Genomic DNA, 23,604 nt, shown 5'->3' with positions numbered 1-23,604 from the left:
TCGCCTGCGCCGGTTCGCGCGGCGTGAGTGGTACGCACTTTACCCGCATCCACTAAGGCTTGAATCACGACCAATGTACAGTGCGGGGTTCTTTTCTCCATAAGTGAAGTCTAAGCCGGTTTTCTTGTCTTGGCAAGTAGGTTAATTGCACTCATGATATTCCGTCATCCCAACTTCGTGGCCAAGTTCTCGGCTCTGGGGTGATAGTACCGCTTGAGCATCCTCAAGTCCTTGTGCCCTGTCACTGCCGCCAACTCTATAACATTCAGCAGGTTATCAGCCAGTCTTGATCCATAGTTTTCGCGCACCTCTGGTGGCCTTTTCGGGCAGTGCAAGTTGAACACTGCTTCGCAACCGTTCCAAATAACGTGGACATGGACTGGACGATGGCCGTTTGGATAAATAAGTTATAAAATACCAGCGAATACTGAAAAATCTACCTCCACAAGCGGCGATGATGCCAGCAATGTCCGTGTAGCCTTATACAGAGTTGGTGCGTTACGACACCACCCGATTCCGTCCGTACTCCTTTGCCTGGTAGAGCATGCGGTCAGTTACGGCAAACAGCGAGGCAGGCTCGGAATCGGCTGAGGGGGTAATCGAGGCAACCCCTACGCTGATGGTAAGCACATTGCTGGTGCTGGATTTTTCATGCGGAATGGCCAAGTCCTGCACGAGACAGCGGCATTTTTCAGCGATCTCTACGGCAGATTCAATATTTGCCTTGGGCAGAAGCAGGACGAATTCCTCACCGCCATAGCGCGCAAACAGGTCGGTCGTCCGCAGCGGTATTTTGTTCAGCGCCTGCGCGACTCTGATCAGGCACTCATCTCCCATCAGGTGTCCATAGAAATCGTTATATTGCTTAAAATGATCAATGTCGAACACAATGAGCGAAAGTGGTTGGCTATCCCGCATGGAACGGAACCATTCGGCCTTCAAGGTTTGGTCGAACAACCGGCGGTTTGCTACACAGGTCAAGCCATCTTGCAGCGTAAGCACCTCCAGCTTGCGATTGAGCGCGAGCAATTCCTCTTCCATCTTCTTGCGCTCGGAGATGTCAAACATAAACCCGACCAATTCGGTCGTGACGCCATTCTTGCGAATGACATGGACAACGTCGCGTATCCAGACGAAGTTACCGTCAGCTGTCAACGCACGGTAGTCCGCCTCGTGGTCGACGCCCCCGATAGATTGGGAGACGCAGAAGTTGGTCGTCCGTTCGCGATCATCTGGATGGATGCGTTCAATCCAGTCGTTTGCGGTCAACCAACTTTCCTGCGGCCAACCGAGCAGCGCTTCGATCTGTGGACCGATGTAACTGAACTTCATGGTTTCCCAGTTGATCTTCCAGGGAATCGCCTTTGTTGATTCGAGCAGAGTCTTGTAGGTGCCATCCGTATCTGCAAGGGCGATTCGTTCTTCATGTTTCAGAGTATTATTCATTTTTTCCTTCAGCCTTTCAGTGATTCTTAAATATCAGTGAACAGTTCTATTGGTCTAGTATACCGCCAGGGCGGCTTATCAATCATGTGCAGGTAATGGAATTCTACACCAGGCATGGGCTCATTTCATTGATCAGAAATGGCTGGTCGCGTGCCACCATGTGGCCTACGTTGAGAACCTTTACCCAACTCAGCTTGCCTCCATCTGTATGTAGCCAATCACCCCCTGTGACGGGGTTATCTGCCATCTCAGGATGTTTGCCGACGAAGTGCTGCAACGCCTGATAGAGCAGCTCGCCGGTACAGACATTCTGCGGCAAGGTATTGGTGTCCTCGCAAAAGGAAAGGGTGACACCTGACGGATATTCGAAGATCAGGTAATTGGCGTGCCTACTCCACGAATGAGGGTTGGGTTTCAGCTCGAATTTCCCGTCCTGGTTTTCCTTGAAGCAATAGGGTCCGTTCTCGATGAAGAATCCCTAGAAACTGCTTGAGCCAAGGCTGCCATTCAACCAAAGTATAGTAGGTTTCTTCTCATGGTTTTCCGCGCCCGAAACCAGTAAAAAATCCCCTCTTCCTCGACCAGATGCTTGGGCTATTTTTTTCGCGGATAGACCGAAGCATAACCTGCGAATTGAACATTTCCGACTGTGCCGATTTTGGGCAGACGGGTCACCTGATCTTCGGCGTTCTTCCTGGTGCGTTGCTGCGGAGCCAATTTCTTTGCCATGCAAACCCCCGACGGTGGCTAATAAATAATTCTTCTAGCACAGTGGAGAGATAGAGTTCCTGGTCTGATGCGCGAGGTTAAGTTTTCCAGTCGGGGACAACTCCACGCGCCATTTCCAGCGTGTGCTTGTTGTAAATGAGAACAGTGTTGGCCATGGCCAGACCGGAACTGGTGAGCGCCAAGGCATACTCCCCGACCAGCGTACCGTCGCCGTGGATGGTGTTGGACGGTGTGTAAAGTGCATAACCGTGGGGGATGTGAAACGCAGTGAAGTGGAATTCCGTGTCGGCCACCTTCTTGCCGATGACTATGTAGCCGCCACACTCCTTGGACAAAGGGAAATGAATGTGCGGAAAGTCGTGGGTCTCGATGAAGACACCGCCGCCCCCATGCTTCTGCATCAGGAAGTCTTTCTTGTAATCTTTTGTATATGTGTACTGCATGAGCGCAACCGGATACTTGTCGGAGCACACGCAGATGTCGCCGCCGTCCTCGATCAGTTCAAGCCCATAGTGCCTGACGTTTGCCTTGGTTGCAGTCACTGTCGGGATGGTGAAGTCGTCGGGAACAAGCAGCGCGCCCATGTAGCCGAACACATTCGCGCTGCTTCCGTGCACAACCTTGATGCCACGCTCCATCGCCTGCTGGGATGTGTACCAGGGAGCGGTCACCGCGACGAACGGTAACTTCACTTTCGATGGCGTCATGCCATGTGGTTTGGAAATATCAAGTTTCCAATTGGATACGCCGTTGTCAACAAAGGCCATATCGTGGCCGGTTGTCAGGACAGGTTTCTTGGGGTCCGGCTTGCCGTTCTTGACGGCATAGCGGGTCAAATAGAGGCTCTTGACCACTTCATCACGCAACAGGTTTTTGTAGATCTTACCTTTTTTCTTGCCAGATGCATCGTTCATTTCATCCCCCCGGCCTTTGGCGCTTTGACTAGACATCATGTATTGACCTACCGCACCTCAAGCGACGCGGATTAGACTTGAGGTTCCGTAAAACCACAGGCCCAGAGCCGATATTGAGGGGGTAGGTCATGAAAAAGTTTAGCAAATATGTTGGGTTGGATGTGCACAAAGAGACGGTAGCGGTATCCGTGGCGGAAGTTCAGGGTGGCGAGGTGCGCTATTTTGGAGAGATAGCCAATACGCCGGAGGCGATTGAAAAGTTGGTCAGGCAACTCAGGAAGGGCGATGACCAAACGCGTCGATGCGCTCGACAAACAGATCGAGAGCGCAGTAGCCGAATCGGCATTCTGGCCGGTGATTGAAGGACTGATGGCTTTGCGTGGCGTGAACTTGCTGACGGCCACCACGATTGTGGCCGAGATAGGCGATTTGAGGCGTTTTTCCAGCGCACCGCAACTGATGGCGTATCTGGGGGTGGTGCCCAGCGAACACTCCAGTGGTGGCACCAAGTCGCGCGGTGGCATCACCAAGACCGGCAACGGTCATGTGCGCCGGGTGCTGGTGGAGGCGGCCTGGACTTATCGCCATCAGGCCAGGAAAACAGCCATATTACAACGGCGTGCCGAGCGCACATCGGAGGCTGTGCAAGAGATCGCCTGGAAGGCGCAAACGCGCTTGTGCGGACGTTACCGGTTATTTGAGGCCAGAGGCAAACTGAAGGTGCAGGCGTGCACGGCCATCGCACGGGAGTTGGCCGGCTTCATCTGGGCGATTGGGCAAGCACTGCCGCAACCGACAGCCAAAGCGTAAGGAGAAATCGTCATGTGTATGCAGTGTGTGGGTAGCAGAATGGGCAACGGTGGGAGAACCCTCGAGAGTGCTATGAGGCGTCCGGCAACGGAATGACCCTCGAATTTAGAGCGAGGCAGCTCCCCGACGAATCGGTTGTCATGCGGTAACCAACCCGCGCATATCAGACTGATCAACCGTCGGCATGCCGTCCGTTCTGCTACCCGCACACTGCAGGATGATCCGGGAGATTTTTATTGAAAAACTTGACAGGTCAATACATATCAGTACTCTTTCGACGATGAATATGACCCGTGAGTCCAGACAGCAAGACGTCTCGGTGGCATGGGTAGTGAAGGTAGCGGTATGGGACATCAGCGACCAAACAACTTGAGCAGCGTATCAATAGTTGGCTCTTTAGTTCTACCCGCCAGCAAACAGGCCGAGCCAAAATGCAATGCATAGTGATCATGTTTGGTCGCATCATTATTCACGAACTGGGCGAACTGTCTTTTGAGTGCATTAGCATCTCCCGTTACTGATTCCCCAATCAGTCGCAACATCATCGCTTCAAGGCATGGCTCAGATTTGAGCACCTGAATTTTCTTGGTTTTCGCCAACTTTTCAGTTTTTACATTCCAATCGGTGTCCGTATCCAGTAACGCGGCAACCACATCATAATCAGCATTGGCAATCTGCTTGGCAGTCCAGTCAATGACATGCAGCGCACCCTTGCCATGTGCGTTTTTGATATTCACAGAAAGCCCGCAACCTCGCGTCACATAAAGCGACTTGAGATGATTCAGAAAAGCCTCCTCATGGCGCCCCTCCCCCACAATCAATAAAGTACGCTGTGCTTTCCAGATTGCCATGGTGATCAGAACACAGGCACGGCGCCATAAGCCCCTGCCATGTATTTCGCATAATAGTTGTCGTCATTGCGAATCCCTTCCACCGCATCCATGCGGCTGGCTGTGCTTTCGCAATCTTCGTTTTTTTGCACCAAAATCACCTGCGATTTGTGCACGAGATTCAATACCTCAATGGCATGGCAGGTGAACAACAGTTGTGCGTTATGCGGGTTAGTTGATGGATTGGCAAACAAATCGAGAATAGGCTCCAGCATATGAGGATGCAGATCATTTTCAAATTCATCAATGACTGCTAATCCACCAATCTCCAGTGTTTGCAGCAAACGCGACAACAACACAAAAGCCCCTTGGGTACCAGTTGATTCAAAAGTGAAGGGCAAATGAAACTCCTTGCCATGGCTTTTATGTTTGCCAAATGGAATCCATGTCTTTTGACTAGGTTCTTGGGGATTGTTAATAATCATTTCCTGCAAATCCACACCGCTCAAACCTAAGTCCCATGCGGATAGCAACTGCCGCATCCGATCATATTGGTTCGCGTTGGCAGAAAAATGTTGTGCCGCAACCAACACCGCTTGGTCCGCCATCGGTACCCGACCCATAAAATTGACATTTGTTACCACAAGGGGCGCGGCCATCCGTTTGGCCAGCGGCACATTATATTGTGCGGCCCACGAAATGAGCGAAACATTTGCCCGTACTTTACGCGCCTCCTGAGGAGCAAGACCGAAATCCTGTTGCTTGATGGTATAGGTATTGGTCACCGCATCCCAGTCGCGGACAAACATATAACCAAAGCGTTCGCGCTTTTGATACAGTGCCTCATGCAGTACACGCTCTGGTGTACAACGCAACATGTAGCGCCACACCTTGCCGTCAAAATCCAGTAGGCATTCAAATTCAATGGGCTCGCCAGAATTCGCAAAATGCGGAGTAACCGGGATACCTTCATCCGGTGCGCTTTGGAACGATTGACCGATGAACCAGGAAAGAAAAGCCATCGGCTTTAGCAGCGCAGTCTTGCCGCTGCCGTTAGGGCCGACTACCGCCATCAGCCTTGATACACGCTCACCGGTCGGCACCTCATTCATCCATTCGGTCATGGCGACCTTACGGCTGATAATCAGATCGACCTCGACCCGCTCACGGAAAGACTGGAAGTTAGAAAACGCATAACTATGCAGCATTTTATTCGCCTTTATCTCGTGTTTTCAACATAAATTCGTTTATTATTAAAGATAACATGGTTTATGTCGACAAGCAAGGCGAGTCTGTCAGGCGTGGGGCAAACTCCAGTATTGTCGGTTTCAGTACTCTTCGACGATGACTATGACCCGTGAGGCGAGGTCGGTTTTTGGAGAGCGATTGAATGTCATAAATCTGCTGAGATTATTTTTCCTTGATTTTTAATGTGCCTTACTATAAAGTAAGGCAATTGGAAAAGGAGAGGTTATGTCCACTGCAACACTGACCAGCAAGGGGCAGATCACCATTCCCGCCATCGTGCGGGCCACGCTCGGCGTCGAGGCAGGAGACCGGGTTGAGTTCGTCCAGGTTGAACCAGGCCGTTTTGAACTCGTGGCCGCCACGCAGTCGGTGACCGCTCTGAAGGGGTTGGTGCTCAAGCCTGCTTCACCCGTAACAATTGATGCAATGAATAAGGCAATCGCGACTCGCGGGGCGAAGGCAAGATGATAGGCTTGGATACCAACGTCCTCGTCCGCTATATCGCACAGGACGACTCGAAGCAGTCGCCCAAGGCAACGCGCCTGATCGAGTCGCTAACAGTTGATGCCCCAGGGTACGTTAGCATTGTTTCGGTGGTGGAGTTGGTGTGGGTGCTGAGGGGTTGTTACGCATTAACCAGAAGCGGGACCTGCGAAGTGCTGGAAACGCTGCTACGCACCAAAGAAATTATCGTGGCGAATGCCGATACCCTATGGAAAGCTGTGCGGTTGTTCAAGGAAGGCAAGGCTGATTTTGCTGACTGCCTGATAGAACGGTCAGCCAATGAAGCCGGCTGCAACCATACGACAACATTTGATCGCGACGCTGCCAGGCACTGCGGCATGCAATTGATCGAATGACCACGAAGAGTCGGGCACTGAATATCGCCAGAGTCGGCTATGAACGGGAAGGAACAAATTCAAAAAGAAGCGCGGGAGTCATAGACTTGTGGAACCATTTGGGATACATTGCGCGGAGGAATCGAGGTAAAGGATTCTGACCCTGTTTTGTCGGTTTCAATACTCTTTCGACGATGAATACAACCCTTGAGTCCAGGCAGCAAGACGAACCCATCACCCAGGAAGCCAAACTGGCGGTATTGGACACCGTGAAGGAGGCGGGATGGGCTATTTTGCAATTTTATTCAGAAATTGCTTCTCGTCCTTCGCTCAAGGTGACACATAAGGAGGATCAGAGCCCGCTGACGGAAGCGGATCTGACTTCCCACAGAATCATTGTAAGCGCTTTGTCCAAACTGACGCCTCATCTTCCGGTGATTTCGGAAGAGGATGGAAAACGGGATTCGCATCCTGTGTCACCTGAATATTACTGGCTCATCGATCCCCTGGATGGAACCAAGGAATTTTTGGCAGGCAGTGGCGAATTTACAGTTAATATCGCTTTGATTTTGCATGGGCAACCCATCTGGGGCGTGGTGGGGGCTCCCGCCCTGGATTCGATCTACTGGGGAGGAAAAGACGAGGGTGCATTTCGAATCGAAGGGGACCGGGGGGGGGCGATTCAGGTCGCGCCGTGGCCAGTTTCGGGTGGACCTGTGCGGATTGTGGCGAGTAAAAGCCATATGACGCCGGAAACCTTGGCATTTACCCAGCGCTTTACACCCAATGAGTTGGTTCAGGCGGGGAGTTCCTTGAAGTTTTGTCGAATCGCCGAAGGCAGCGCCGATCTCTATCCTCGTTTGGGGCCCACCTGCGAATGGGATACGGCGGCGGCCCAGGCGGTGCTGGAAGGGGCCGGAGGCCATGTCTTCGATCTGGAAGGCAAGACTCTGCGCTATGGCAAAAAGGAGATCCTCAATCCCTATTTTGTGGCCTCCTCTGTTTCACCTGAGATCCTTTTGCCTGGTTTGGCGTGATCGATCTGGCTCATGTGGGTCTGGGAGCCTTGACGGGGTTGGCCATTGGTCTGACGGGCGTGGGTGGGGGCGCATTTATGGCCCCGGCATTGATCTTCTGGTTCGGTGTGGAACCCCAGGCCGCCATCGCGACGGATTTGTGGTTTTCGGTTTTGACCAAACTGGTGGCGGTCAAGGCGCACCATGGAGAAGGGCAGGTGGACTGGCAGGTAGTGCGGCGACTTTGGTGGGGAAGTGTCCCGGTTGCCTGTCTGGTCGTGCTGCTGGTGGGGCATGGGGTGGCCTTTGGAAAACCGGAGGACTTGATCGCATCCATCGGGATTCTGGTGATCGTGACGGGTCTGGGGTTGTTGATGGCCCCTCATTTGTTGAAACTTGGGCGCATGAGTCGTCTGGGGCGTCCCGAACGGTTCAAGGCGGTTCAGCCGCTGCTGACGGTCATGGGGGGGGCGGGCCTGGGGTTTTGCGTGGCCCTGACTTCCATCGGTGCCGGTGCCCTGGGCAGTGTATTGTTGCTGTATCTGTATCCCCTCCGGATGACGCCACACCGTTTGGTGGCCACGGATATTGCCCACGCCATTCCCCTGGCATTGGTGGCGGGGCTGGGGTACCTGTGGGCCGGAAAGGTGGATGGGGCGCTGTTGCTCGATTTGCTGGCGGGCTCGCTTCCCGCAGTTCTGGCCGGCAGCCTTCTGAGTCGGCGTATTCCCGGGCGGTGGATGCAGATCCTGCTGGCCATTCTGTTGCTGGTGGCAGGCATGAAAGTATTGAAAGGAGTTGTCTAAGGCATGAAGAAGCAAGTGCTGGTGATCATCGGCATGCACCGCAGCGGTACCTCGGCTTCCACGGGAGCCCTGCGCTATCTGGGCGTGGACCTGGGAGACCGGTTGTATCAGGGGCATGCGGGCATCAATGACAAGGGGTATTTCGAGCACGCGGGCATTGCCGATACCAACGACGAAGTGCTGGCAACCCTGGGGTCCTCATGGGACGACGTCCTCTTGCGTTCCAACGACTGGTGGAAACAGGAGAAACTGGCGCTGTATGTCCATAAAGTCCACAGACTGATCCGGCAGGACTTCTCCCGCAGTCCTCTGTGGGCCGTGAAGGATCCCCGGGTCTGCCGTCTTCTGCCCTGGTGGCTGGAGATCTTTGCCACCCTTCAGATTGCGCCACACTTCCTCTTTGTGGTGCGTTCACCCGCCGCCGTCCACCGGTCCCTGGAAAAACGGGATGGTTTCCCCAGGGAGAAATCCTTTCTGCTCTGGGCCTTGCATTATCTGGAGGCGGAACGATACAGCCGGGGGTATGCCCGGACTTTTGTCGATTTTGACCGGTTCCTTGAAGAACCCGTGGAATCTCTGCTGCGGGTCGAGCGGGAACTGAATCTCACTTTTCCGGTTTCGGTCGATGAGGCAAAAGCCGGTTTGAGCAATTTTCTGTCCCCGGACCTGCGTCATCACACGGCGGAACAGGAACCCCGTGAGGTCCATCCCATTCCTGAACTGGCACAAGACCTGCATGCGGAATTGTTGCGGGCGACCGGGGGGGCCTCCCTGAATACGACAGTGATGGATGAACTGTGGGCGCGCATGGAGAGGATCCAGCAAGGGTTTCCGGAAGCCCTGGTAAGCCATATCCGTTCGTCGGGGATCATTCGCGGTGACCTGCAGATCACCCTCAACCGCATTTTTCGGTCCTGGTCCTGGGTCATCGGAAAACCGGTACGCTGGATGGAAAGACGTTTCGGGCGGGATGTATGAACGAGCCCGCGGTTTCCGTCATCATTCCGACGTACAACTGCGCGGAGTACATTGCACAGACCCTGGAAGGAATTCTGAGTCAGACCTTGCAGGATATTGAAGTGATCGTGGTGGACGATGGTTCCACCGATCATACCCAGGCCATTGTGGCCCGTTACGCCCCGCGTGTGCGCCTGGTGGCACAACAGAACGCCGGGGTATGCGTGGCCAGAAACCGGGGCATTCGTGAGGCCCAGGGACGGTTCCTCTGTCTCATCGACCATGACGATTACTGGTTTCCGGATAAACTGGCCAGTCAGGTCGAAGCCATGGAAAAATACCCCGACAGCGGCGTCATCTATACGGATTTTACCTTGTGGTTCCCGAAGGACGGGCATTTCCCCGATCCTCAGTCCCTGTTCAAAGCTATCCCCACCCATTTGATCGACCCGGATTATTCCGGCTGGATTTATCACCAGTTGCTGCTGGATTGCTGGGTGCTCACCAGTACGGCCATGTTCCGGGCCGAAGTTTTCAGGAACTGTGGCGGATTTGACGAGACCCTTCCCTACAGCGAGGATTGGGAGCTCTGGCTCCGAATCTCCAGACAATACCAGTTTACCAAATTGACCTACGCCTCCACGTTGTACCGCCAACACCCCAATCAGGGAAACCGAAAGGTCAGGGATGTGGACTACCGGACCCGACTGCTCACCCAGGCCAGAAATCAGTGGGGGCTGTGCAGTCAGGACAATCGATGTATATCCGCCTCGGTTTTCAGAAAGAAGTTGGCGGCCTACCATGCTGACTTTGGACTTTATCATCTCAAGGCAGGACACCGAACCACAGCGACCCAGGCTTTGATCAAAGCCTGGCTCACAAACCCACTCCACCTCAAGTATCCCTGCTACTTGGCAGCGGGATGGGCGGGATGGAAGCCGAAGTGGTGAGGGGGCCCATGTCCCATTCCGATTTGACGGTCGTCATTCCCTTTTACCAGAGAACGCCCGAACCCCTGGTGCGTGCCATCAACTCCATCAAGGCTCAGCAAGGGGTAGGTTGCCCCCATGTTTTGATCGTTGACGATGAGTCGCCTTTGCCTGCCCGGTCCATCCTGAATGAACATTTTCCGGGTCATGAATCATTCATACAGTTGATCGAACAGAAAAACAAGGGGGCAGCGGGAGCGAGAAATGTGGCTCTGGATCATTTGCCTGAATCGACCCGATATGTGGCCTTTCTCGATTCGGATGATGAGTGGACTCCCCGCCATCTGGATCATGCCCTACGCATTCTTTCTCAAGGGTATGATTTCTATTTTTCCAACTATCAGCGTTCCGATTGGCCTCAGGATCGATTTTCCCAGATGAAACTGAATCTTCAGTCTCATCACTGCCTGGATGCTGAAAGACAGTTGTATGGGTTTGTTGGCGATGTTCTGCTGCCCGTGATGGGACAGCAAATGATCAAGACATCCAGCGTTGTCTACCGCTGGACTGCTTTGCCTGAAGTCAGGTTCCCGGAACATTTGGTCCTTGGGGAGGATGATGTCTTCTGGTTGAGGGCACTGCGAAAGGTCAACCATGCGGGTTTCTGTTTTCAGGTGGAACTCGAAATGGGCGAAGGGGTCAACATCTCCCAGGGAGGAGGGTGGGGGGAACTGCGCTCGTTCAGGTTGATGATCGAGAATCTGGAGAAGTGGCGGTCTCTTCCCCGACTATTTCCCGACGAGGTAGCCCTGCCCGAATTATGTCGGGAGAATATCCACAAGATCCGGCAGGATTTCGTGGCTGGATTGTTGCATCGTTTGCGGCGCAGGGAGGGGTTGCCCATGGATTACTGGGCACGCTATACCCGGCTGGATCCCCTCTGGTTTTCCACCTTGCCAACTCAAATTCTCAAGAAACTTGGGGATAAGCCATGACCGATCGGTCACTGCGTGTCGGCGTCTACCGACCTGTTGAACTTCCCCAGAGTTTCAGGGTGTATGCGGACAATGTGGAACGTTATTTCCCGGAACTGGGGATTGAGGCAGTTCACTTTGACAGCAAGACAGCGGTTCCTAGGTCAGTGGATGTGTTGTGGGATATTCGTTCGGGAGGGGGGAACCCCCCACTGGAATTTCTGCTCGACTCGAAGATTCCGCTGGTGATGACCGTCCATGGTTTTGCCCCCATCAGTCTGTCGGGTTGGGAGTATTTCCAGACGATCAAGGGGGCGCTCCTATCCAAAAAATATGCCAGGGATAAATTGAAACGTTGGCAGGAACTCAAGGATGGTGTGGCAGCCATGATTGCGGTCTCGCAATTCACCAAAGGGGAAGCGGTGCGACTGACTGGGGTGCCGGAACATAAAATTATCGTCTGCCCCCACGGTGTCAGCCCGGAATTCGGGGTTCAGGAACCCGCGCAGCCAAAAGATAACTACTTCCTGCACATCTCGAACAATGAGCCCCGCAAGAACGTGGCGCGTATTGTGGAAGCGTTCCAACGACTGAAAAAAACACACGATGTCCGACTCAAACTCAAACTGCCCCGTGCGGAAGGAAGCAAGTACCAAAACATCGAGGGGGTGGAGTTGATTCAGGGCATGTTGAGTACGCAGGAACTGGTTGGACTCTATCAAAAGGCATCCGGATTCGTTTTCCCCTCCCTCTATGAAGGGTTTGGCATGCCCATCCTGGAGGCCATGGCCTGTGGTTGTCCGGTCATTACTTCCAACGTCAGCGCGTGTCCGGAAGTGGCGGGGGAAGCCGCAATAATCATCGATCCAAGAAATGTTCAAGCATTACAAAACGCCATGGAACAACTCATCGACCAAACTCACGGCATCGGGCAGAGTTTTATCACCGCTGGCCTTCAACGTGCAGCCCAGTTTGACTGGAAGAAGAGTGCAGAGGGACATGCGGAGACGCTGATTCGTGCAAATCAAACCACGCACGGCTGAGGACACGGCAAGACGTGGAGTCACTGCATTGGCAGGGTTTATCGTGGCTCGGCGATAACGACAATCTGAATATGCTTGGTATCGCTCATTAATTCCGGAAATACTCTATAGAGTAATCTGCGCAATAGTTTTTTTGAATCCCACCATTTCTCATTTATAAACATGGTCTGCACGATATTGAATTCCAGGTTTTCAAATAAACGAACAATGCTTTTCAGGGTAAAAAAACGAAGGTGTGTTTTATCTCTTATGCCGCATTCTTCATATCGCCAATCCTTGTCGAGGAACAGGTGTTCCAGATTGTCAATATGGCGCATGTTTGGGATGCAACAATGAATGCTCCCCCCTGGTTTCAGTTTCTTCTTGCACAATTCAAGAGCAGTTGCCGGGTCTGGCATGTGTTCAAGGGAATCATTGAAGGTGATTATGTCAAAGTAATTGTCGGGTATGGGATTTCCTGGGTGGAAAAAATCCATAATGACATTGTCCAGTCTTTCTTTGGCAACTGTGGCCGCTTGTTCGTCAGGTTCAACCCCCCAGACCTCGACATTCATAAGATTCTTCAGGGATAACCCAAACCCTCCCTGATTGCACCCAATATCAAGAATCTTCTCGGTGTTTTTGGGGATCAATAAAACAAGGGGTAGCCTGTCAATATCTTCATAATTTGGCCTGTCGAATTCCATTTTAAAGTTGTCCTATGTTTCATCAGAAAAATTTAAAATTCGTATTTTTATAGCTAGTTCCCCATTAGAAATATACTTTAAATAAACAAAATCAGTGTGTTGAGAATAAATCAGGGACGACTCAACAGCTTTTTGAGTTATCTTTCGATGTGGCGACTGAACTGACACCTGGGCTGAAAACATTAATACCCAAGAAAACGGTAAACCTAATATTGCCAATTAAAAACATTGATTAGGCCTCAGTATATTCTTGTTTGTAGCAGATCCACCAGTCGAACCATGTATAGAGGGAAGCAGGAAGGCCGTAAGAGTATTTGCAGCGATGCATTGCCCAGCAGAGCCCCAGTGGGTGTCGTCAGGCAAATATACATCCATTTTCCCAGCATTAATTTCTGAAATCAATGTGTTATCGAAACGTGGCATGGTATCAGGTTGAAGATCTGAGAGGCCAGACAGCAGACTGATGTTACGTAGTTTTATGTCTTTTAGGTAATCAGAATAGGCTGATAACTTATCTGGAACCACCATGAGTACAAATCTGGTATATCCATTCGATTCAACAATTGATCGCAACTCTTTTATATAATCGTTCATAACGAACAATTCGTCATGATTCCATATTTTCACCTTTTGTAAGTCATCCTTGTACACAAGAATTTCGCGTTGGTTACGGCTGGAAAATGGTGCGGATTTAATCAGAGGTAATTTGTAGACATAAGGAGAAGAATTTATACCAAAATTTCTCAATACATTGTTCCAAATTAGTTTCCAAACATAATCTATTTTGATTTCTTTCAATGGAGTATTTCTGTAAATCAAGAAAATTTGACCAGGTATTTTGTCTTCCGTTTTAGGAGAATCATCTATTCTAACCAAATTATCTATCGACTGTTTATGGTTTTGTATTTTTAAATTTGAATTTAAATTATTTTCCATTAAATGGTTCGGCAATTCTCTCTCTACAGATTCAAAGACCAGAACTTTTGGAGGGTGTTCAAGAAATGTCCGGCTGGTCAAAATCTGCTGTAATCGAACTCTATTAATGTTAAGAGTTGCAACTGTCCAACCGCTTGATGCCGCCAAATAATTTTGCCATTGAAATTCAGGCCTAACATTAGAAAACGAGTCTCCGAGTACCAGCACATCATAGTAGTCACCATATTTCCCGCTTTTATCAGATCCTGGAAAATCAAGTTTTGTATGCAAAAAAGTCCTTTGAGGGCGATTCCATCCAAATTCTCTTTCCGTGAAATTGCCGATGCGCGTTAAATCTCCATATAAAGGTTGAAAGTAAACTCCAAGGATGAATAATCCGGCTACTGACATCCATACAAAAACGAGTAGCCAGAGGACGAACCGGCGGTGAGGATCAGAACTGAAAGTAAAGAAATTCACTTACTTTCTCCATTCTAATTACGGAATACAATAGAGTAATTGCAACAATTGATAACCATGCTTTGTTTGGCTTCCAGGTAAATTTTATTCTGGTAAAATCATGTTCCAATGTTGGTTGGTTAGCGGATAGAATCTGCTGGCTGTTTGGTGAAAACCAAGCAATTGTCCAAAGTATCGCTATCCAAGTCCAAATAGATTCATTTCCATAAAACAGAGTTGATGCGCCAAAATGGATACCGAGTTTTTCAATTTCATCAGCCAAGCCCCATTTGAACAAGGAACGACCAGGTAAAGTAATGCCATTTAGACCAACCATGCTACTAATAATGTCCAGTGCTGTGTGCAGGTTGGGAGATCTGAAAAACACCCAAGCCAGAACAACGGCCGGAAATGTGACTATTACACCAACAATAGTACCCATTCGTGATGAACTGCCAACTGGGTATCCCCATAATTCGCGCAATCCGTGCCATGCGTGATTGATGATCAGATAGAAACCATGCAATGTTCCCCACAGGATAAAAGTCCATCCTGCGCCGTGCCAGAGACCCCCAAGTACCATAGTTGCCATAAGATTGGCATATCGTCGAAACGGGCCCTTGCGATTTCCACCAAGGGGGAAATACAGATAATCGCGTAGAAATCGTGAAAGCGTAATATGCCAGCGTCGCCAGAAATCAATAATATTGACTGCTTTGTATGGTGAATTGAAATTGATAGGTAATTTCACACCGAACAAGCAAGAAATGCCGAGCGCCATATCGGTATAACCGGAAAAGTCAAAATACAACTGGAATGTATATGCTAGCGCTCCTCCCCAAGCCTCAGTAAACAGAATTTGAGTGCCATGGTCAGCAGCATTGAAAACCAGATTAGCATAAGGGGCAATGCCATCAGCTAATATTACTTTCTTGAATAACCCAATTGTAAACAATGTCAATCCAACCGAAAAGTTCTCCCAATGAGGACGATAAGTAATAGGGCGGACGAACTGAGGCATCATTTCCTTGTGATGAAGCACCGGTCCTGCAATGAGATGAGGAAAATATGTTACAAATAGTCCATAATGAATAAAATTTGATTCTTTGACATCACCCCGATAAGTATCCACCAAAAAGGCAATCTGGGTAAATGTAAAGAATGATATACCTAGTGGCAAGATGACTGGATCGATATGCCAATTCCTATTCAGTAGTCCGCTGACATTGGTGATGAAAAAGTTGGCATACTTGTAATATCCAAGGAGACATAAATCGGTGGTTATTCCACAAGCGAGAATCCACCAGGCCCGCCTGAGATGGTTTCGAGCATGTTCCCTAGTAAGTGCTTTTCCCATCCCGTAATTAAAGAAAATTGACGCAAGTAACAGGCTGACATACACCGGATTCCACCAACCATAGAAAAATAGCGAAGCCGAAAACAGCCATAATGCGGAAAGTGACCGACTATATCGGCCAATCTGGAAGAATCCAAGGATTGTGGCCGGAAGAAAAAGAAACAGAAATTGGTAAGAATTGAAAAGCAATCTTTATCCTTGCTTATTTGATTATGGTCTTATTTAGGATCTCTGGTAAAATTGCCATATATTATAGTAGGATATCTTTTAATATAGGAATGCATTATTTACTATCCGTATTGTTTGATGATTTCAATTCCTCATAAAAAACTTTAAGATACTCATGGCCATACTTTATGTCTGGTTCAAGATGATTTCCTTCAGCCCATTCATTCCATGATTTAATAAACAAAAAACGGCTTTTTTCTGGTAAGTTTTTGGTTAATTCAATCCCTTCTTTGAGATGTTTTCTGAATAATTCTGGAGTAGATCCATGAAGTACTAAACCTCTGCTCCCGCTTCTTGGAGTATTATCCCAGTTTGGGATAACGCAGGGGTAATCCTCCACATTAGGAGGGGCTTTTCTAAGCATCGTGGGCATAACTTCTTCATAGGAATAAATCGTAGGTAATTGTTTTTTCCTATGATGATAGTGGACTATTTTTTTGAGTGGTGTAGACCAAGATACCCAATCGTCTCTGAGAGGAGGAACTTTCGGATTTATTGAAGCGTCAAATCCATAATCTTTAGGGTCCCAATCTTCCTTGCTTTTCCCCACACCCACTAAATGAAGTCCTTTTAGGCCTGCTTTTGATGCCATGCTTCTCCATAAGTCGAGTGTTTTATTGACATCTGGAATATTCAGTGGTCTGTAAATTATGAACACTGGTTTTCCATCAACGGTTATATACCGTTTATCTTGAAAGGCTGGAAGTAGGTAATCAAAATGGGCTTGGTAATCCTCTGCTCCCGGGTAGGTTTGCTCGATAAGTACGCGTTTTGGCTCGCCATGCCAAACTCCAGACCAAGTTTCATTTGCCCAACATAAGCAAAATCCGAAGTCAGGTTCGCCGCTGTGTAGGACTTCAATAAAAGGGCGTTCCAATAACTGTTTTCCACCAAACCAATAATGGTAATAACAGAATCCTTCCAAACCGTACTGTTTGGCCATATCTGCCTGAGCTTTCCTAACTTCAGGAATACGCAGGTCATAAAAACCAAGATCTGCTGGAAGATGGGGTTGGTAGTGCCCTTCAAACATTGGTTTGGCTTTGGCAGTATTGGTCCATTCTGTAAATCCTTTACCCCACCATTCGTCATTCTCTGGAATGGGGTGATATTGTGGCAAATAAAATGCAATGGGCCTGATCTGCTTCATGCTGGTCAATTCCTTCGGGAGTTTTGCATTTGATATATGAGGTCATGAATTTCGTTATGTTGGCTTTCCTACTATCCCATATATTTGTTTTTCAATTGGATGTTTGATGATGTATATCACCAATATCCATATGGCAGAGCAGGATAATGTGACTGCGGTTATTTCTGCCCAGGGTTTTCCTTCAAACGTTCCTTTTCCCATTGTGATGATTAGTGCTGAGGGTAGGCAGGATAATGTCGTGACCCAGAAACTTTTGCGGAGTGACTGAATCAGTCCTTTGACATCTATCCCAATTACCTTCCGACATTGGATGAAGTCGGTTACCGATTCTATGATTCCGGATATTATGAATGCAATTCCCACTGCCTGTAGTCCTTTGGGAGCGGCGTAGAAAATAAGAACTCCTCTTATAGGGATCCGGATCAACAGTTGATAGAGGTTTTGTTCGATTCTTCCAACCGCAGGCATCAGAGACCCCATAAGCATGAACGGAGATTTTGCCAAAGTAAATATACAGAGCAATTGTAACGGGATGATGGATGCTGTCCATTGCTTACCATACAGCCCGATGATGATGGGTTCTGCCATGAGGGCCAAGTTAATGAAAAATGGCCATGCAACCACGGTGAGCAGGGCAAGGGACTCTTCAAAACTTTGTTTCATCGGATGGTCGTTTCTTGATTGTTCTGAAAAGTGGGGAGCAGCCACATCCCAAAGCGCCCTCATGACGAGCGTATCAAAGGTTGAAACCAACCCCATGGCACGTCCAAAATAACCTACCGTGTTCATTCCAGACAGACGTCCCAATATCAAATCGGCCTCCGATTGTCCAATATCAATCAAGACGGTGATCAGGCTGGACAATGATCCAAAAGAAAATACCTTTCCCATTTCCTTGAACCCCGGGGAAAAGGGCAGGTCTTTGGAGCGCCACAGTTGGACGAGAAGAAAGGTGCAGAGGATGCTGGCAACCGATCCCCAGGCCATGGAGAGGTAACTGTAACCCAAGTAGGCGAGGGTGACAGTGGCGATGGCTCCGGTGAGATTGGTGAGGAATTTGATGAGGGCAATGTACTGGAACTCCATCTTCTTGTACATGTAAGCCATGGGTACGGTGCCAAAGGGAATCAGCACGAAATTGAGGGCCAGGATCTGCATGACGGAACGGATGCCGGGTTGATGATAGAAATTGGCGGCATAGGTGCTTCCCAGCAGGATGACAAGGGCTAGGGTCCAGGCTGTGAACAGGGTGAGCGTGAAGGCCGCGCGTATCTTGTCCGGGGTCAGATTCCTTTCCTGAATGATGTAACTGGAAATGCCAAAATCGCGCATGGAACTGGCGAATCCTATCAATACGGCGGCGATGGAATACAAGCCAATTTCAGAAGGGTTGAGAAGTCGGGCCAGGATGATGGAAACGGCGAACTGAAGGGCAAAACTGGCATAGTTTTGTCCAAGGGAGAAGAGAATGGACTTTCTGACCTTGCTCATCGGGGACTGTTTGGAAAGTTCGGATGGTATGGGATGGGCAGGGAGGCAGGTGGTGTGATCTTTCTATTGGGCATGTACGATATTTAACCAGTAGATGCAACCAACAAGGGTGGGAAAGAAATAGAGGGAATCAAGGTTTCCCCGGTCTTGCAGAAAGTGTTTCAGAGTGTTTTTTTGCCTGGGATGGCACAAGAGACACGCGGGTCGGGTGATGCGTTCGTTATGAATGTCCAACACGAGACTTCCCCTGATTTGGTGGCGTCATTGCACCATAAATCCTACGGACTGTAAAGTTTTCTTGGCGTTTCGGTTTCCGGGGTGGGGTAATCCCCCCTGTAAAAAATTGGGAATAATTTTTTCGATACGAGGCAGCGCTGTGTTGCCGATGGCCGATGCGGTACACCATCTGAAAATGGGCTATGATGTCAGACGTATCATGGAGATGGAAAATTACCTTGTCTGGTTGTCTGGGGGGTTCATGGGGACTCTGATGAATGTGGCGGAATTGAACGCCCCCACCTTGATTCGGAAACGCATTGAGGCAGATCGGGCCAGTCAGTCCTCTGGTCGGTTCGATTTTGCGAAGAATGTTGCCGCACCTGCCCTGGCAAAGGCATTCAACGCAAAAAGGATATGGCTTTTTGGGTCGACCGCGAGAAACGATGCGACTTCTGATTCTGATATCGACCTCCTGGTTGGGGGGGGGGCTGGACTGACCGCGAAAGCGAGGTTGTCGCTTGCATATGATGTCGTGTGCAGTCTTGAGGGTGCATACGGTTGCGATGTCATCATCCTGACGGAGAGTGAGATTGCGGAAAAAGCACCGATCTCGTTTATCAGGTCTGTCCTGTCCGAAAGGAAGTTGATCTATGGCGAATGATTCCAGACTTTCGAACGCAGGGTAGCCGAGCAAACCGTCCTGCTGCTGGCGAAATGGGGAAGTGATGCGGGCATCGCCATCCCTGAGGAGACGATGGCGGTTCTTCGGAAATAATCTCTTTCCTGTAAGTCCGGCTTGAGGGTTCAGAACGGGCGGGTGAGGGGGTACCGCCCCCTGCACCCCCGAAAGGGGCAAATCACCCGAAGCGCCGATGCCGCCGCAGTCCTGCCATCAACCCCAGCATCCCGATTCCAAGCAACCCCACACTTGCGGGCTCCGGCACATTGGTGGCGGCAGCATTGCCGGGAAGCACGGCCCACGAATAGAAGCCGCTGTAGCCCTTGCCGCTCGTGCCCTGGAAGCCGTAATCGGTGAAGAAGTCCCACGCGCCATTAGGATTGGACGCGTACTCCGTACCGGACCAGTACGCGAAGTTCTGGATATTCGTGAACAGGTTGTAACTGGCATTGTGAGTGGTGGCAATAGATGAGCCGTAAGAACCGCCCAGCCCAGTATAGAACAGTTCCCCCAGCATGCTGTTGGTACAGTTGCCGACACAGGTCTGATCGTAGGTGGTCGGCAGCATCCAGGTGCTGTGACCCAGGTAATTGGTGCTGTCCAGATACTTCACCCAAGCCATGGCACCCCACCAATCCATAGCGCCAGAATTGCTGAAATCCGCCGAGCTCAGGTTGTAAGTGCCAGGACCGGCATTGTCCAAACTGTTGGGCGTATCATGCACCGTGGGTACCGCCGCGATGATCTGGCTTATCAGGTTTGGATCCGTAGCGTGCATGGTAGCGAAAAGATTGCCGTTAGAACTCCAGGTCACGTTCGCCACATTGTCGTACACCAGACCCGGACCGTCCGCAATCAAACTCGCCTGCGCCAGATTCGTCCCCAGAAGTCCCGCTGTCAGTAGCGATGCAACCCCAATCAATGTGCCCAACTTGCGATGTGTCGTCATGAGAATCCTCAATGGTTATTTCCATTTTTTTGCCGCTCTCAGGACGCAAGATTCATGCCGAAAATGAAATTCAAATTTCATTTCAATTGGTTATTTAAAATAAGCAAATTTTAGATGGGACGATCTGTAAAAATTTTCGACACCACTCGGGGCGGAGCGACCGGCACGGATGCACAGTTTGGTTTGGTCACGGCTTGGGTGACGATGGCGGTTCTTCGGAAATAATCTCTTTCCGGTAAGTCTGGCTTGAGGGTTCAGGACGGATGGGAGAGGATTTTCTGGAACAGGGCCATTTGTCCTTCGCTGGTTTCATCCCAACTGAAACTGAAACGACGGGCAAATTCCCAGGTGTCCTGCCGGTCGGGCAGGGCCTTGAAGAGATCGGTGATGGCCTGGTTGAGGGCCTCCGGGGTGCGTTCCTGGACCAGTCTGCCAGCACCGATCTCGTTTATCAGGTCTGTCCTGTCCGAAAGGAAGTTGATCTATGGCGAATGATTCCAGACTTTCGAGCGCAGCGGCGTCTTAAGTTCAGTTACAATTATGACCTTAGATTCATGGCGGAGATTTTCTATGCCCACCATCAGCATGTTTTATGGAATTCTCATTCTGATGTATTGCCGGGACAATCGTCGTCATCATCTTCCGCATATTCATGCTCGTTACCAAGGCGAAGAGGCATCCGTGTCCATTGAGGATGGTTCGCTACTTGACGGAGTTCTGCCGCCAAAACAATTGAAAATGGTTCAGGCATGGATTGAGATTCACAAGGAAGAATTGCAGGTCGATTGGGAATTGGCGGTCAATGGTGACGAGCCTTTCCGGATCGCCCCGCTTCAGTGAGGTCGAAAATGTTGATTGATGTGATTGCCGTCCAGACACGTCCTGAGTTTCAGCTTGATCTGGAGTTCAAAAACGGCGAACGACGCCGATTTGATATGCGCCCCCTGCTTGCAATGAAGCCGTGGAATCGCATCGCGCTACCCGCTGTGTTTGAACGGGTACGAGTCGATTACGGAACGTTGGTCTGGCCCGGGGAAATTGATGTTGCTCCCGAAACGCTTTACGATGATTCAGTGCCGCTTAGCCCAAGTTTAAGTTGACGTTGATGAAACGTGCCGCAGACGCGGGCTACCGCCCCCTGCCTGCACCCCCGAAAGGGGCAAGTCACCCGAAGCGCCGATGCCGCCTCAGCCCTGCCATCAACCCCAGCAACCCGATTCCGAACAAGGCCATGCCGCGTTCTAGGTAACGGACGCTCGCACTCTCTGGTGGCGTTGCTTATGACAAGATGCTGACTGAATTGAACCGTGGGCACCGGTTCTCAAGAGTGTCGGAAATTTTTACATTTCTTCGTTCCGTTCCGTTCCGTTCGGATGTAATAACGCATTGTAATGGTTGAATTATATGTCTGTCGTAAATTAATTGGTACGATTTGTGCTTTACGTTCGACAAAAATTGCTCCGCGAGATGGAATGCGGTGGTTTGATCAATCGACAACTATATTTTTGGAGGACAAGTGAATCACAAGACAAAGGTAGCGGCACTGCTGGCGGTGGGATTTTTGGGCGCGAATCTGGCGCAGGCGAGTTTGATTGCGGACGGTCCGGGTCTGGTGTACGACAATGTGGCGAATGTCACCTGGAGTTCGAACGGCAATCTTTTGGCAACGATGGAGGCTTCGAATCCGAGTCTCGTGGCCAACATCATCGCGGCGGTACCCACGGTGCATGATACGCCCAATGGCTTTGACAATGCTGGTGCTGGCAATTACAACCTGAGTACAGCAGATTTTAATAGTTCGGGGACTATGGACTGGTGGGGTGCCATGGCCTGGGTGAAGTATCTGGACAGCATCAATTATCTGGGGCACAGCACCTGGATGCTGCCGACGACCTATACTCAGAACTGCTTTGGTGTCAATTGTACCAACAGCATGCTGGGGGAACTGTTTTACACCGGACTGGGAGGCTCGGCAGGTCAATCCATCACCACCACTCACAATACCAGTTACGGTCTGTTCACGAACGTACTGAACTCCGTGTACTGGTCCGGTACGGAGTACGCGTCCAGTCCTAATAGCGCGTGGGTCTTCTACCCCAATAACGGCTACCAGGGCGCGTTCTACAAGGTCTACAACTACTATTCGTGGGCCGTGCTTCCCGGCAATGCTGCTGGCAATGCTGCCGCCAATGTGCCGGAGCCTGCGAGTTTGGCGTTGCTCGGAATCGGGTTGCTGGGGTTGATGGCAGGGCTGAGGCGGCATCGGCGCTTCGGGTGATTTGCCCCTTTCAGGGGTGCAGGGGGCGGTGGCCCCCTGCGGGCTGTCGGAAAACTTTACATGTGATCGATGGCACGATACGAGCATTTACCGATCTACAAGGCGGCACTGGATGCGGCGGTGCATTTCGAGCAAGTGGTGGCGGGGTTCTCGCGCTACCACAAATAACCGTTTGGTTTGGTCACGGCTTGAATGACGGGCAAATTCTCCTTCCCATTATTCCCATAGCACTCCTACCCAAACCAACACCGCCATGACTATGCTCAATAACACCGCAGCGCTGCCCATGTCTTTGGCGCGTTTTGCCACGGGGTGAAAGTCAAGAGAAACATGATCGACCGCGGCTTCAATGGCGGAATTCAAGAGTTCAACCAACAACACAAAGAACAGGGGCGCAATCAGCAAGAGGTGATCGCGAAATGAAACTCTCAAAAAGAAAGAAACCACCAGAAGAATCAAGGAAACCCACACTTCCTCCCGGAATGCTGCTTCACAAACGTAAGCCGAACGCAATCCCGCTGCAGAATAACAGAATGCCTTCAGAACGCGCGGGATGGATTGACACTGCTGATACGGTTTTTTGGGTGGGGTGACACTGGACAAAAGTTCAATCCTCCAGGACGCTCTATCTAGGAACAGAAAGGATTATAGG

Annotated in this window: 26 protein-coding genes and 2 pseudogenes; 14 read left to right on the top strand and 14 right to left on the bottom strand. The window is 50.3% G+C overall.

Going from position 1 to position 23,604, the window contains the following annotated elements; genetic code table 11:
- Window positions 1-164: 164 nt before the first annotated feature.
- From M6F29_RS12270 to M6F29_RS05605, 5 genes and pseudogenes are all read right to left on the bottom strand, one after another.
- Window positions 165-296 (bottom strand): annotated as a pseudogene (locus M6F29_RS12270) (site-specific integrase); the annotation flags it as partial.
- 202 nt (window positions 297-498) lie between these two features.
- Window positions 499-1,446: a sensor domain-containing diguanylate cyclase gene (locus M6F29_RS05620; protein ID WP_298157878.1), complete on the bottom strand. Its 948-nt coding sequence runs from the start codon at window positions 1,444-1,446 to the stop codon at window positions 499-501.
- 103 nt (window positions 1,447-1,549) lie between these two features.
- Window positions 1,550-1,915 carry a S10 family serine carboxypeptidase-like protein gene (locus tag M6F29_RS05615; RefSeq protein WP_298157882.1) on the bottom strand — a complete coding sequence of 122 codons (366 nt, stop codon included), beginning with the start codon at window positions 1,913-1,915 and terminating at the stop codon, window positions 1,550-1,552.
- A 125-nt stretch (window positions 1,916-2,040) separates the two neighbouring features.
- A complete protein-coding gene (locus tag M6F29_RS05610) occupies window positions 2,041-2,175 on the bottom strand; it encodes a hypothetical protein (protein ID WP_298157877.1) in 135 nt (44 codons plus the stop codon).
- A gap of 77 nt (window positions 2,176-2,252) precedes the next feature.
- Entirely contained in the window at window positions 2,253-3,089 is an 837-nt protein-coding gene (locus M6F29_RS05605) for a hypothetical protein (protein ID WP_298157876.1), read from the bottom strand.
- A gap of 128 nt (window positions 3,090-3,217) precedes the next feature.
- On the opposite strand from M6F29_RS05605, the gene M6F29_RS05600 reads away from it, so the two are divergent.
- Together M6F29_RS05600 and M6F29_RS05595 are read left to right on the top strand one after the other, a co-directional pair.
- Complete coding sequence (locus M6F29_RS05600) at window positions 3,218-3,451, top strand: hypothetical protein (RefSeq protein WP_298157875.1); 234 nt, start codon at window positions 3,218-3,220, stop codon at window positions 3,449-3,451.
- Window positions 3,372-3,899 (top strand): annotated as a pseudogene (locus tag M6F29_RS05595) (transposase); the annotation flags it as partial. The gene M6F29_RS05600 and the pseudogene M6F29_RS05595, both read left to right, overlap by 80 nt.
- 353 nt (window positions 3,900-4,252) lie before the next feature.
- Here the strand turns inward: M6F29_RS05595 and M6F29_RS05590 are convergent.
- Both M6F29_RS05590 and M6F29_RS05585 read right to left on the bottom strand, forming a co-directional pair.
- The gene (locus M6F29_RS05590) at window positions 4,253-4,750 is read right to left on the bottom strand and encodes a hypothetical protein (RefSeq protein ID WP_298157873.1); all 498 of its coding nucleotides are present in this window, start codon (window positions 4,748-4,750) and stop codon (window positions 4,253-4,255) included.
- Window positions 4,751-4,755: 5 nt separating this feature from the next.
- On the bottom strand, window positions 4,756-5,937 hold the full coding sequence (locus M6F29_RS05585; protein WP_298157872.1) for an AAA family ATPase: 1,182 nt from the start codon (window positions 5,935-5,937) through the stop codon (window positions 4,756-4,758).
- Between the two features lie 265 nt (window positions 5,938-6,202).
- Between M6F29_RS05585 and M6F29_RS05580 the strand changes: the two genes are divergently transcribed.
- From M6F29_RS05580 to M6F29_RS05545, 8 genes are all read left to right on the top strand, one after another.
- On the top strand, window positions 6,203-6,445 hold the full coding sequence (locus tag M6F29_RS05580) for an AbrB/MazE/SpoVT family DNA-binding domain-containing protein (protein WP_298157871.1): 243 nt from the start codon (window positions 6,203-6,205) through the stop codon (window positions 6,443-6,445).
- Window positions 6,442-6,837: a type II toxin-antitoxin system VapC family toxin gene (locus M6F29_RS05575; RefSeq protein WP_366525947.1), complete on the top strand. Its 396-nt coding sequence runs from the start codon at window positions 6,442-6,444 to the stop codon at window positions 6,835-6,837. The genes M6F29_RS05580 and M6F29_RS05575 overlap by 4 nt, the downstream gene beginning before the upstream one ends.
- Window positions 6,838-7,010: 173 nt before the next feature.
- A complete protein-coding gene (gene cysQ, locus M6F29_RS05570) occupies window positions 7,011-7,853 on the top strand; it encodes a 3'(2'),5'-bisphosphate nucleotidase CysQ (protein ID WP_298157869.1) in 843 nt (280 codons plus the stop codon).
- Complete coding sequence (locus M6F29_RS05565) at window positions 7,850-8,638, top strand: sulfite exporter TauE/SafE family protein (RefSeq protein WP_298157868.1); 789 nt, start codon at window positions 7,850-7,852, stop codon at window positions 8,636-8,638. Before cysQ ends, M6F29_RS05565 begins: the two co-directional genes overlap by 4 nt.
- A gap of 3 nt (window positions 8,639-8,641) precedes the next feature.
- Window positions 8,642-9,616, top strand: coding sequence for a sulfotransferase family protein (locus tag M6F29_RS05560; protein WP_298157867.1), 975 nt, complete (start codon window positions 8,642-8,644; stop codon window positions 9,614-9,616).
- Complete coding sequence (locus tag M6F29_RS05555; protein WP_298157866.1) at window positions 9,613-10,545, top strand: glycosyltransferase family 2 protein; 933 nt, start codon at window positions 9,613-9,615, stop codon at window positions 10,543-10,545. The genes M6F29_RS05560 and M6F29_RS05555 overlap by 4 nt, the downstream gene beginning before the upstream one ends.
- An 8-nt stretch (window positions 10,546-10,553) precedes the next feature.
- Window positions 10,554-11,519 carry a glycosyltransferase family 2 protein gene (locus M6F29_RS05550; protein ID WP_298157865.1) on the top strand — a complete coding sequence of 322 codons (966 nt, stop codon included), beginning with the start codon at window positions 10,554-10,556 and terminating at the stop codon, window positions 11,517-11,519.
- The gene (locus M6F29_RS05545) at window positions 11,516-12,541 is read left to right on the top strand and encodes a glycosyltransferase family 4 protein (protein ID WP_298157864.1); all 1,026 of its coding nucleotides are present in this window, start codon (window positions 11,516-11,518) and stop codon (window positions 12,539-12,541) included. Before M6F29_RS05550 ends, M6F29_RS05545 begins: the two co-directional genes overlap by 4 nt.
- 38 nt (window positions 12,542-12,579) lie before the next feature.
- Here the strand turns inward: M6F29_RS05545 and M6F29_RS05540 are convergent, their stop codons facing one another.
- From M6F29_RS05540 to M6F29_RS05520, 5 genes are all read right to left on the bottom strand, one after another.
- Window positions 12,580-13,227, bottom strand: a complete 648-nt coding sequence (locus tag M6F29_RS05540) for a class I SAM-dependent methyltransferase (RefSeq protein ID WP_298157863.1) — start codon at window positions 13,225-13,227, stop codon at window positions 12,580-12,582.
- A gap of 219 nt (window positions 13,228-13,446) precedes the next feature.
- The gene (locus M6F29_RS05535; RefSeq protein ID WP_298157862.1) at window positions 13,447-14,622 is read right to left on the bottom strand and encodes an alginate O-acetyltransferase AlgX-related protein; all 1,176 of its coding nucleotides are present in this window, start codon (window positions 14,620-14,622) and stop codon (window positions 13,447-13,449) included.
- A complete protein-coding gene (locus tag M6F29_RS05530) occupies window positions 14,597-16,147 on the bottom strand; it encodes an MBOAT family O-acyltransferase (RefSeq protein ID WP_298157861.1) in 1,551 nt (516 codons plus the stop codon). The genes M6F29_RS05535 and M6F29_RS05530 overlap by 26 nt, the downstream gene beginning before the upstream one ends.
- A 94-nt stretch (window positions 16,148-16,241) precedes the next feature.
- Window positions 16,242-17,336, bottom strand: a complete 1,095-nt coding sequence (locus M6F29_RS05525; RefSeq protein ID WP_298157860.1) for a glycosyltransferase WbsX family protein — start codon at window positions 17,334-17,336, stop codon at window positions 16,242-16,244.
- Window positions 17,337-17,390: 54 nt separating this feature from the next.
- Window positions 17,391-18,827, bottom strand: a complete 1,437-nt coding sequence (locus tag M6F29_RS05520) for a lipopolysaccharide biosynthesis protein (RefSeq protein WP_298157859.1) — start codon at window positions 18,825-18,827, stop codon at window positions 17,391-17,393.
- Window positions 18,828-19,212: 385 nt separating this feature from the next.
- Between M6F29_RS05520 and M6F29_RS05515 the strand changes: the two genes are divergently transcribed.
- Window positions 19,213-19,707 (top strand): nucleotidyltransferase family protein, encoded by a 495-nt coding sequence (locus M6F29_RS05515; RefSeq protein ID WP_298157881.1) that lies wholly within the window; start codon window positions 19,213-19,215, stop codon window positions 19,705-19,707.
- Window positions 19,708-19,903: 196 nt separating this feature from the next.
- Here M6F29_RS05515 and M6F29_RS05510 read toward each other — a convergent pair whose 3' ends face one another.
- On the bottom strand, window positions 19,904-20,674 hold the full coding sequence (locus M6F29_RS05510) for an Lcl domain-containing protein (RefSeq protein WP_298157858.1): 771 nt from the start codon (window positions 20,672-20,674) through the stop codon (window positions 19,904-19,906).
- 570 nt (window positions 20,675-21,244) lie between these two features.
- Between M6F29_RS05510 and M6F29_RS05505 the strand changes: the two genes are divergently transcribed.
- The 3 genes from M6F29_RS05505 (at window position 21,245) to M6F29_RS05495 (ending at window position 22,952) form a co-directional block, all read left to right on the top strand.
- Window positions 21,245-21,514, top strand: coding sequence for a DUF4160 domain-containing protein (locus M6F29_RS05505; RefSeq protein WP_298157857.1), 270 nt, complete (start codon window positions 21,245-21,247; stop codon window positions 21,512-21,514).
- 8 nt (window positions 21,515-21,522) lie between these two features.
- Window positions 21,523-21,774 (top strand): DUF2442 domain-containing protein, encoded by a 252-nt coding sequence (locus tag M6F29_RS05500; protein WP_298157856.1) that lies wholly within the window; start codon window positions 21,523-21,525, stop codon window positions 21,772-21,774.
- 416 nt (window positions 21,775-22,190) lie between these two features.
- Window positions 22,191-22,952: an Lcl domain-containing protein gene (locus M6F29_RS05495; RefSeq protein ID WP_298157855.1), complete on the top strand. Its 762-nt coding sequence runs from the start codon at window positions 22,191-22,193 to the stop codon at window positions 22,950-22,952.
- A 216-nt stretch (window positions 22,953-23,168) separates the two neighbouring features.
- Here the strand turns inward: M6F29_RS05495 and M6F29_RS05490 are convergent, their stop codons facing one another.
- Complete coding sequence (locus M6F29_RS05490; RefSeq protein ID WP_298157854.1) at window positions 23,169-23,555, bottom strand: diacylglycerol kinase; 387 nt, start codon at window positions 23,553-23,555, stop codon at window positions 23,169-23,171.
- Between the last annotated feature and the right edge of the window lie 49 nt (window positions 23,556-23,604).

This window comes from Ferrovum sp., from assembly GCF_027317285.1.
Taxonomy (GTDB): Bacteria; Pseudomonadota; Gammaproteobacteria; order Burkholderiales; family Ferrovaceae; genus Ferrovum.
This window is presented reverse-complemented; position numbering and strand designations above follow the sequence as displayed.

What these genes read in the sequence shown, in the direction of transcription:
- M6F29_RS05620 (WP_298157878.1), bottom strand. Translation starts at nt 1,446, where the DNA reads ATGAATAATACTCTGAAACATGAAGAACGAATCGCCCTTGCAGATACG.
- M6F29_RS05610 (WP_298157877.1), bottom strand. Translation starts at nt 2,175, where the DNA reads ATGGCAAAGAAATTGGCTCCGCAGCAACGCACCAGGAAGAACGCCGAA.
- M6F29_RS05605 (WP_298157876.1), bottom strand. Translation starts at nt 3,089, where the DNA reads ATGAACGATGCATCTGGCAAGAAAAAAGGTAAGATCTACAAAAACCTG.
- M6F29_RS05600 (WP_298157875.1), top strand. Translation starts at nt 3,218, where the DNA reads ATGAAAAAGTTTAGCAAATATGTTGGGTTGGATGTGCACAAAGAGACG.
- M6F29_RS05590 (WP_298157873.1), bottom strand. Translation starts at nt 4,750, where the DNA reads ATGGCAATCTGGAAAGCACAGCGTACTTTATTGATTGTGGGGGAGGGG.
- M6F29_RS05585 (WP_298157872.1), bottom strand. Translation starts at nt 5,937, where the DNA reads ATGCTGCATAGTTATGCGTTTTCTAACTTCCAGTCTTTCCGTGAGCGG.
- M6F29_RS05580 (WP_298157871.1), top strand. Translation starts at nt 6,203, where the DNA reads ATGTCCACTGCAACACTGACCAGCAAGGGGCAGATCACCATTCCCGCC.
- M6F29_RS05575 (WP_366525947.1), top strand. Translation starts at nt 6,442, where the DNA reads ATGATAGGCTTGGATACCAACGTCCTCGTCCGCTATATCGCACAGGAC.
- cysQ (WP_298157869.1), top strand. Translation starts at nt 7,011, where the DNA reads ATGAATACAACCCTTGAGTCCAGGCAGCAAGACGAACCCATCACCCAG.
- M6F29_RS05560 (WP_298157867.1), top strand. Translation starts at nt 8,642, where the DNA reads ATGAAGAAGCAAGTGCTGGTGATCATCGGCATGCACCGCAGCGGTACC.
- M6F29_RS05555 (WP_298157866.1), top strand. Translation starts at nt 9,613, where the DNA reads ATGAACGAGCCCGCGGTTTCCGTCATCATTCCGACGTACAACTGCGCG.
- M6F29_RS05550 (WP_298157865.1), top strand. Translation starts at nt 10,554, where the DNA reads ATGTCCCATTCCGATTTGACGGTCGTCATTCCCTTTTACCAGAGAACG.
- M6F29_RS05545 (WP_298157864.1), top strand. Translation starts at nt 11,516, where the DNA reads ATGACCGATCGGTCACTGCGTGTCGGCGTCTACCGACCTGTTGAACTT.
- M6F29_RS05540 (WP_298157863.1), bottom strand. Translation starts at nt 13,227, where the DNA reads ATGGAATTCGACAGGCCAAATTATGAAGATATTGACAGGCTACCCCTT.
- M6F29_RS05525 (WP_298157860.1), bottom strand. Translation starts at nt 17,336, where the DNA reads ATGAAGCAGATCAGGCCCATTGCATTTTATTTGCCACAATATCACCCC.
- M6F29_RS05520 (WP_298157859.1), bottom strand. Translation starts at nt 18,827, where the DNA reads ATGAGCAAGGTCAGAAAGTCCATTCTCTTCTCCCTTGGACAAAACTAT.
- M6F29_RS05515 (WP_298157881.1), top strand. Translation starts at nt 19,213, where the DNA reads ATGGCCGATGCGGTACACCATCTGAAAATGGGCTATGATGTCAGACGT.
- M6F29_RS05510 (WP_298157858.1), bottom strand. Translation starts at nt 20,674, where the DNA reads ATGACGACACATCGCAAGTTGGGCACATTGATTGGGGTTGCATCGCTA.
- M6F29_RS05505 (WP_298157857.1), top strand. Translation starts at nt 21,245, where the DNA reads ATGCCCACCATCAGCATGTTTTATGGAATTCTCATTCTGATGTATTGC.
- M6F29_RS05500 (WP_298157856.1), top strand. Translation starts at nt 21,523, where the DNA reads ATGTTGATTGATGTGATTGCCGTCCAGACACGTCCTGAGTTTCAGCTT.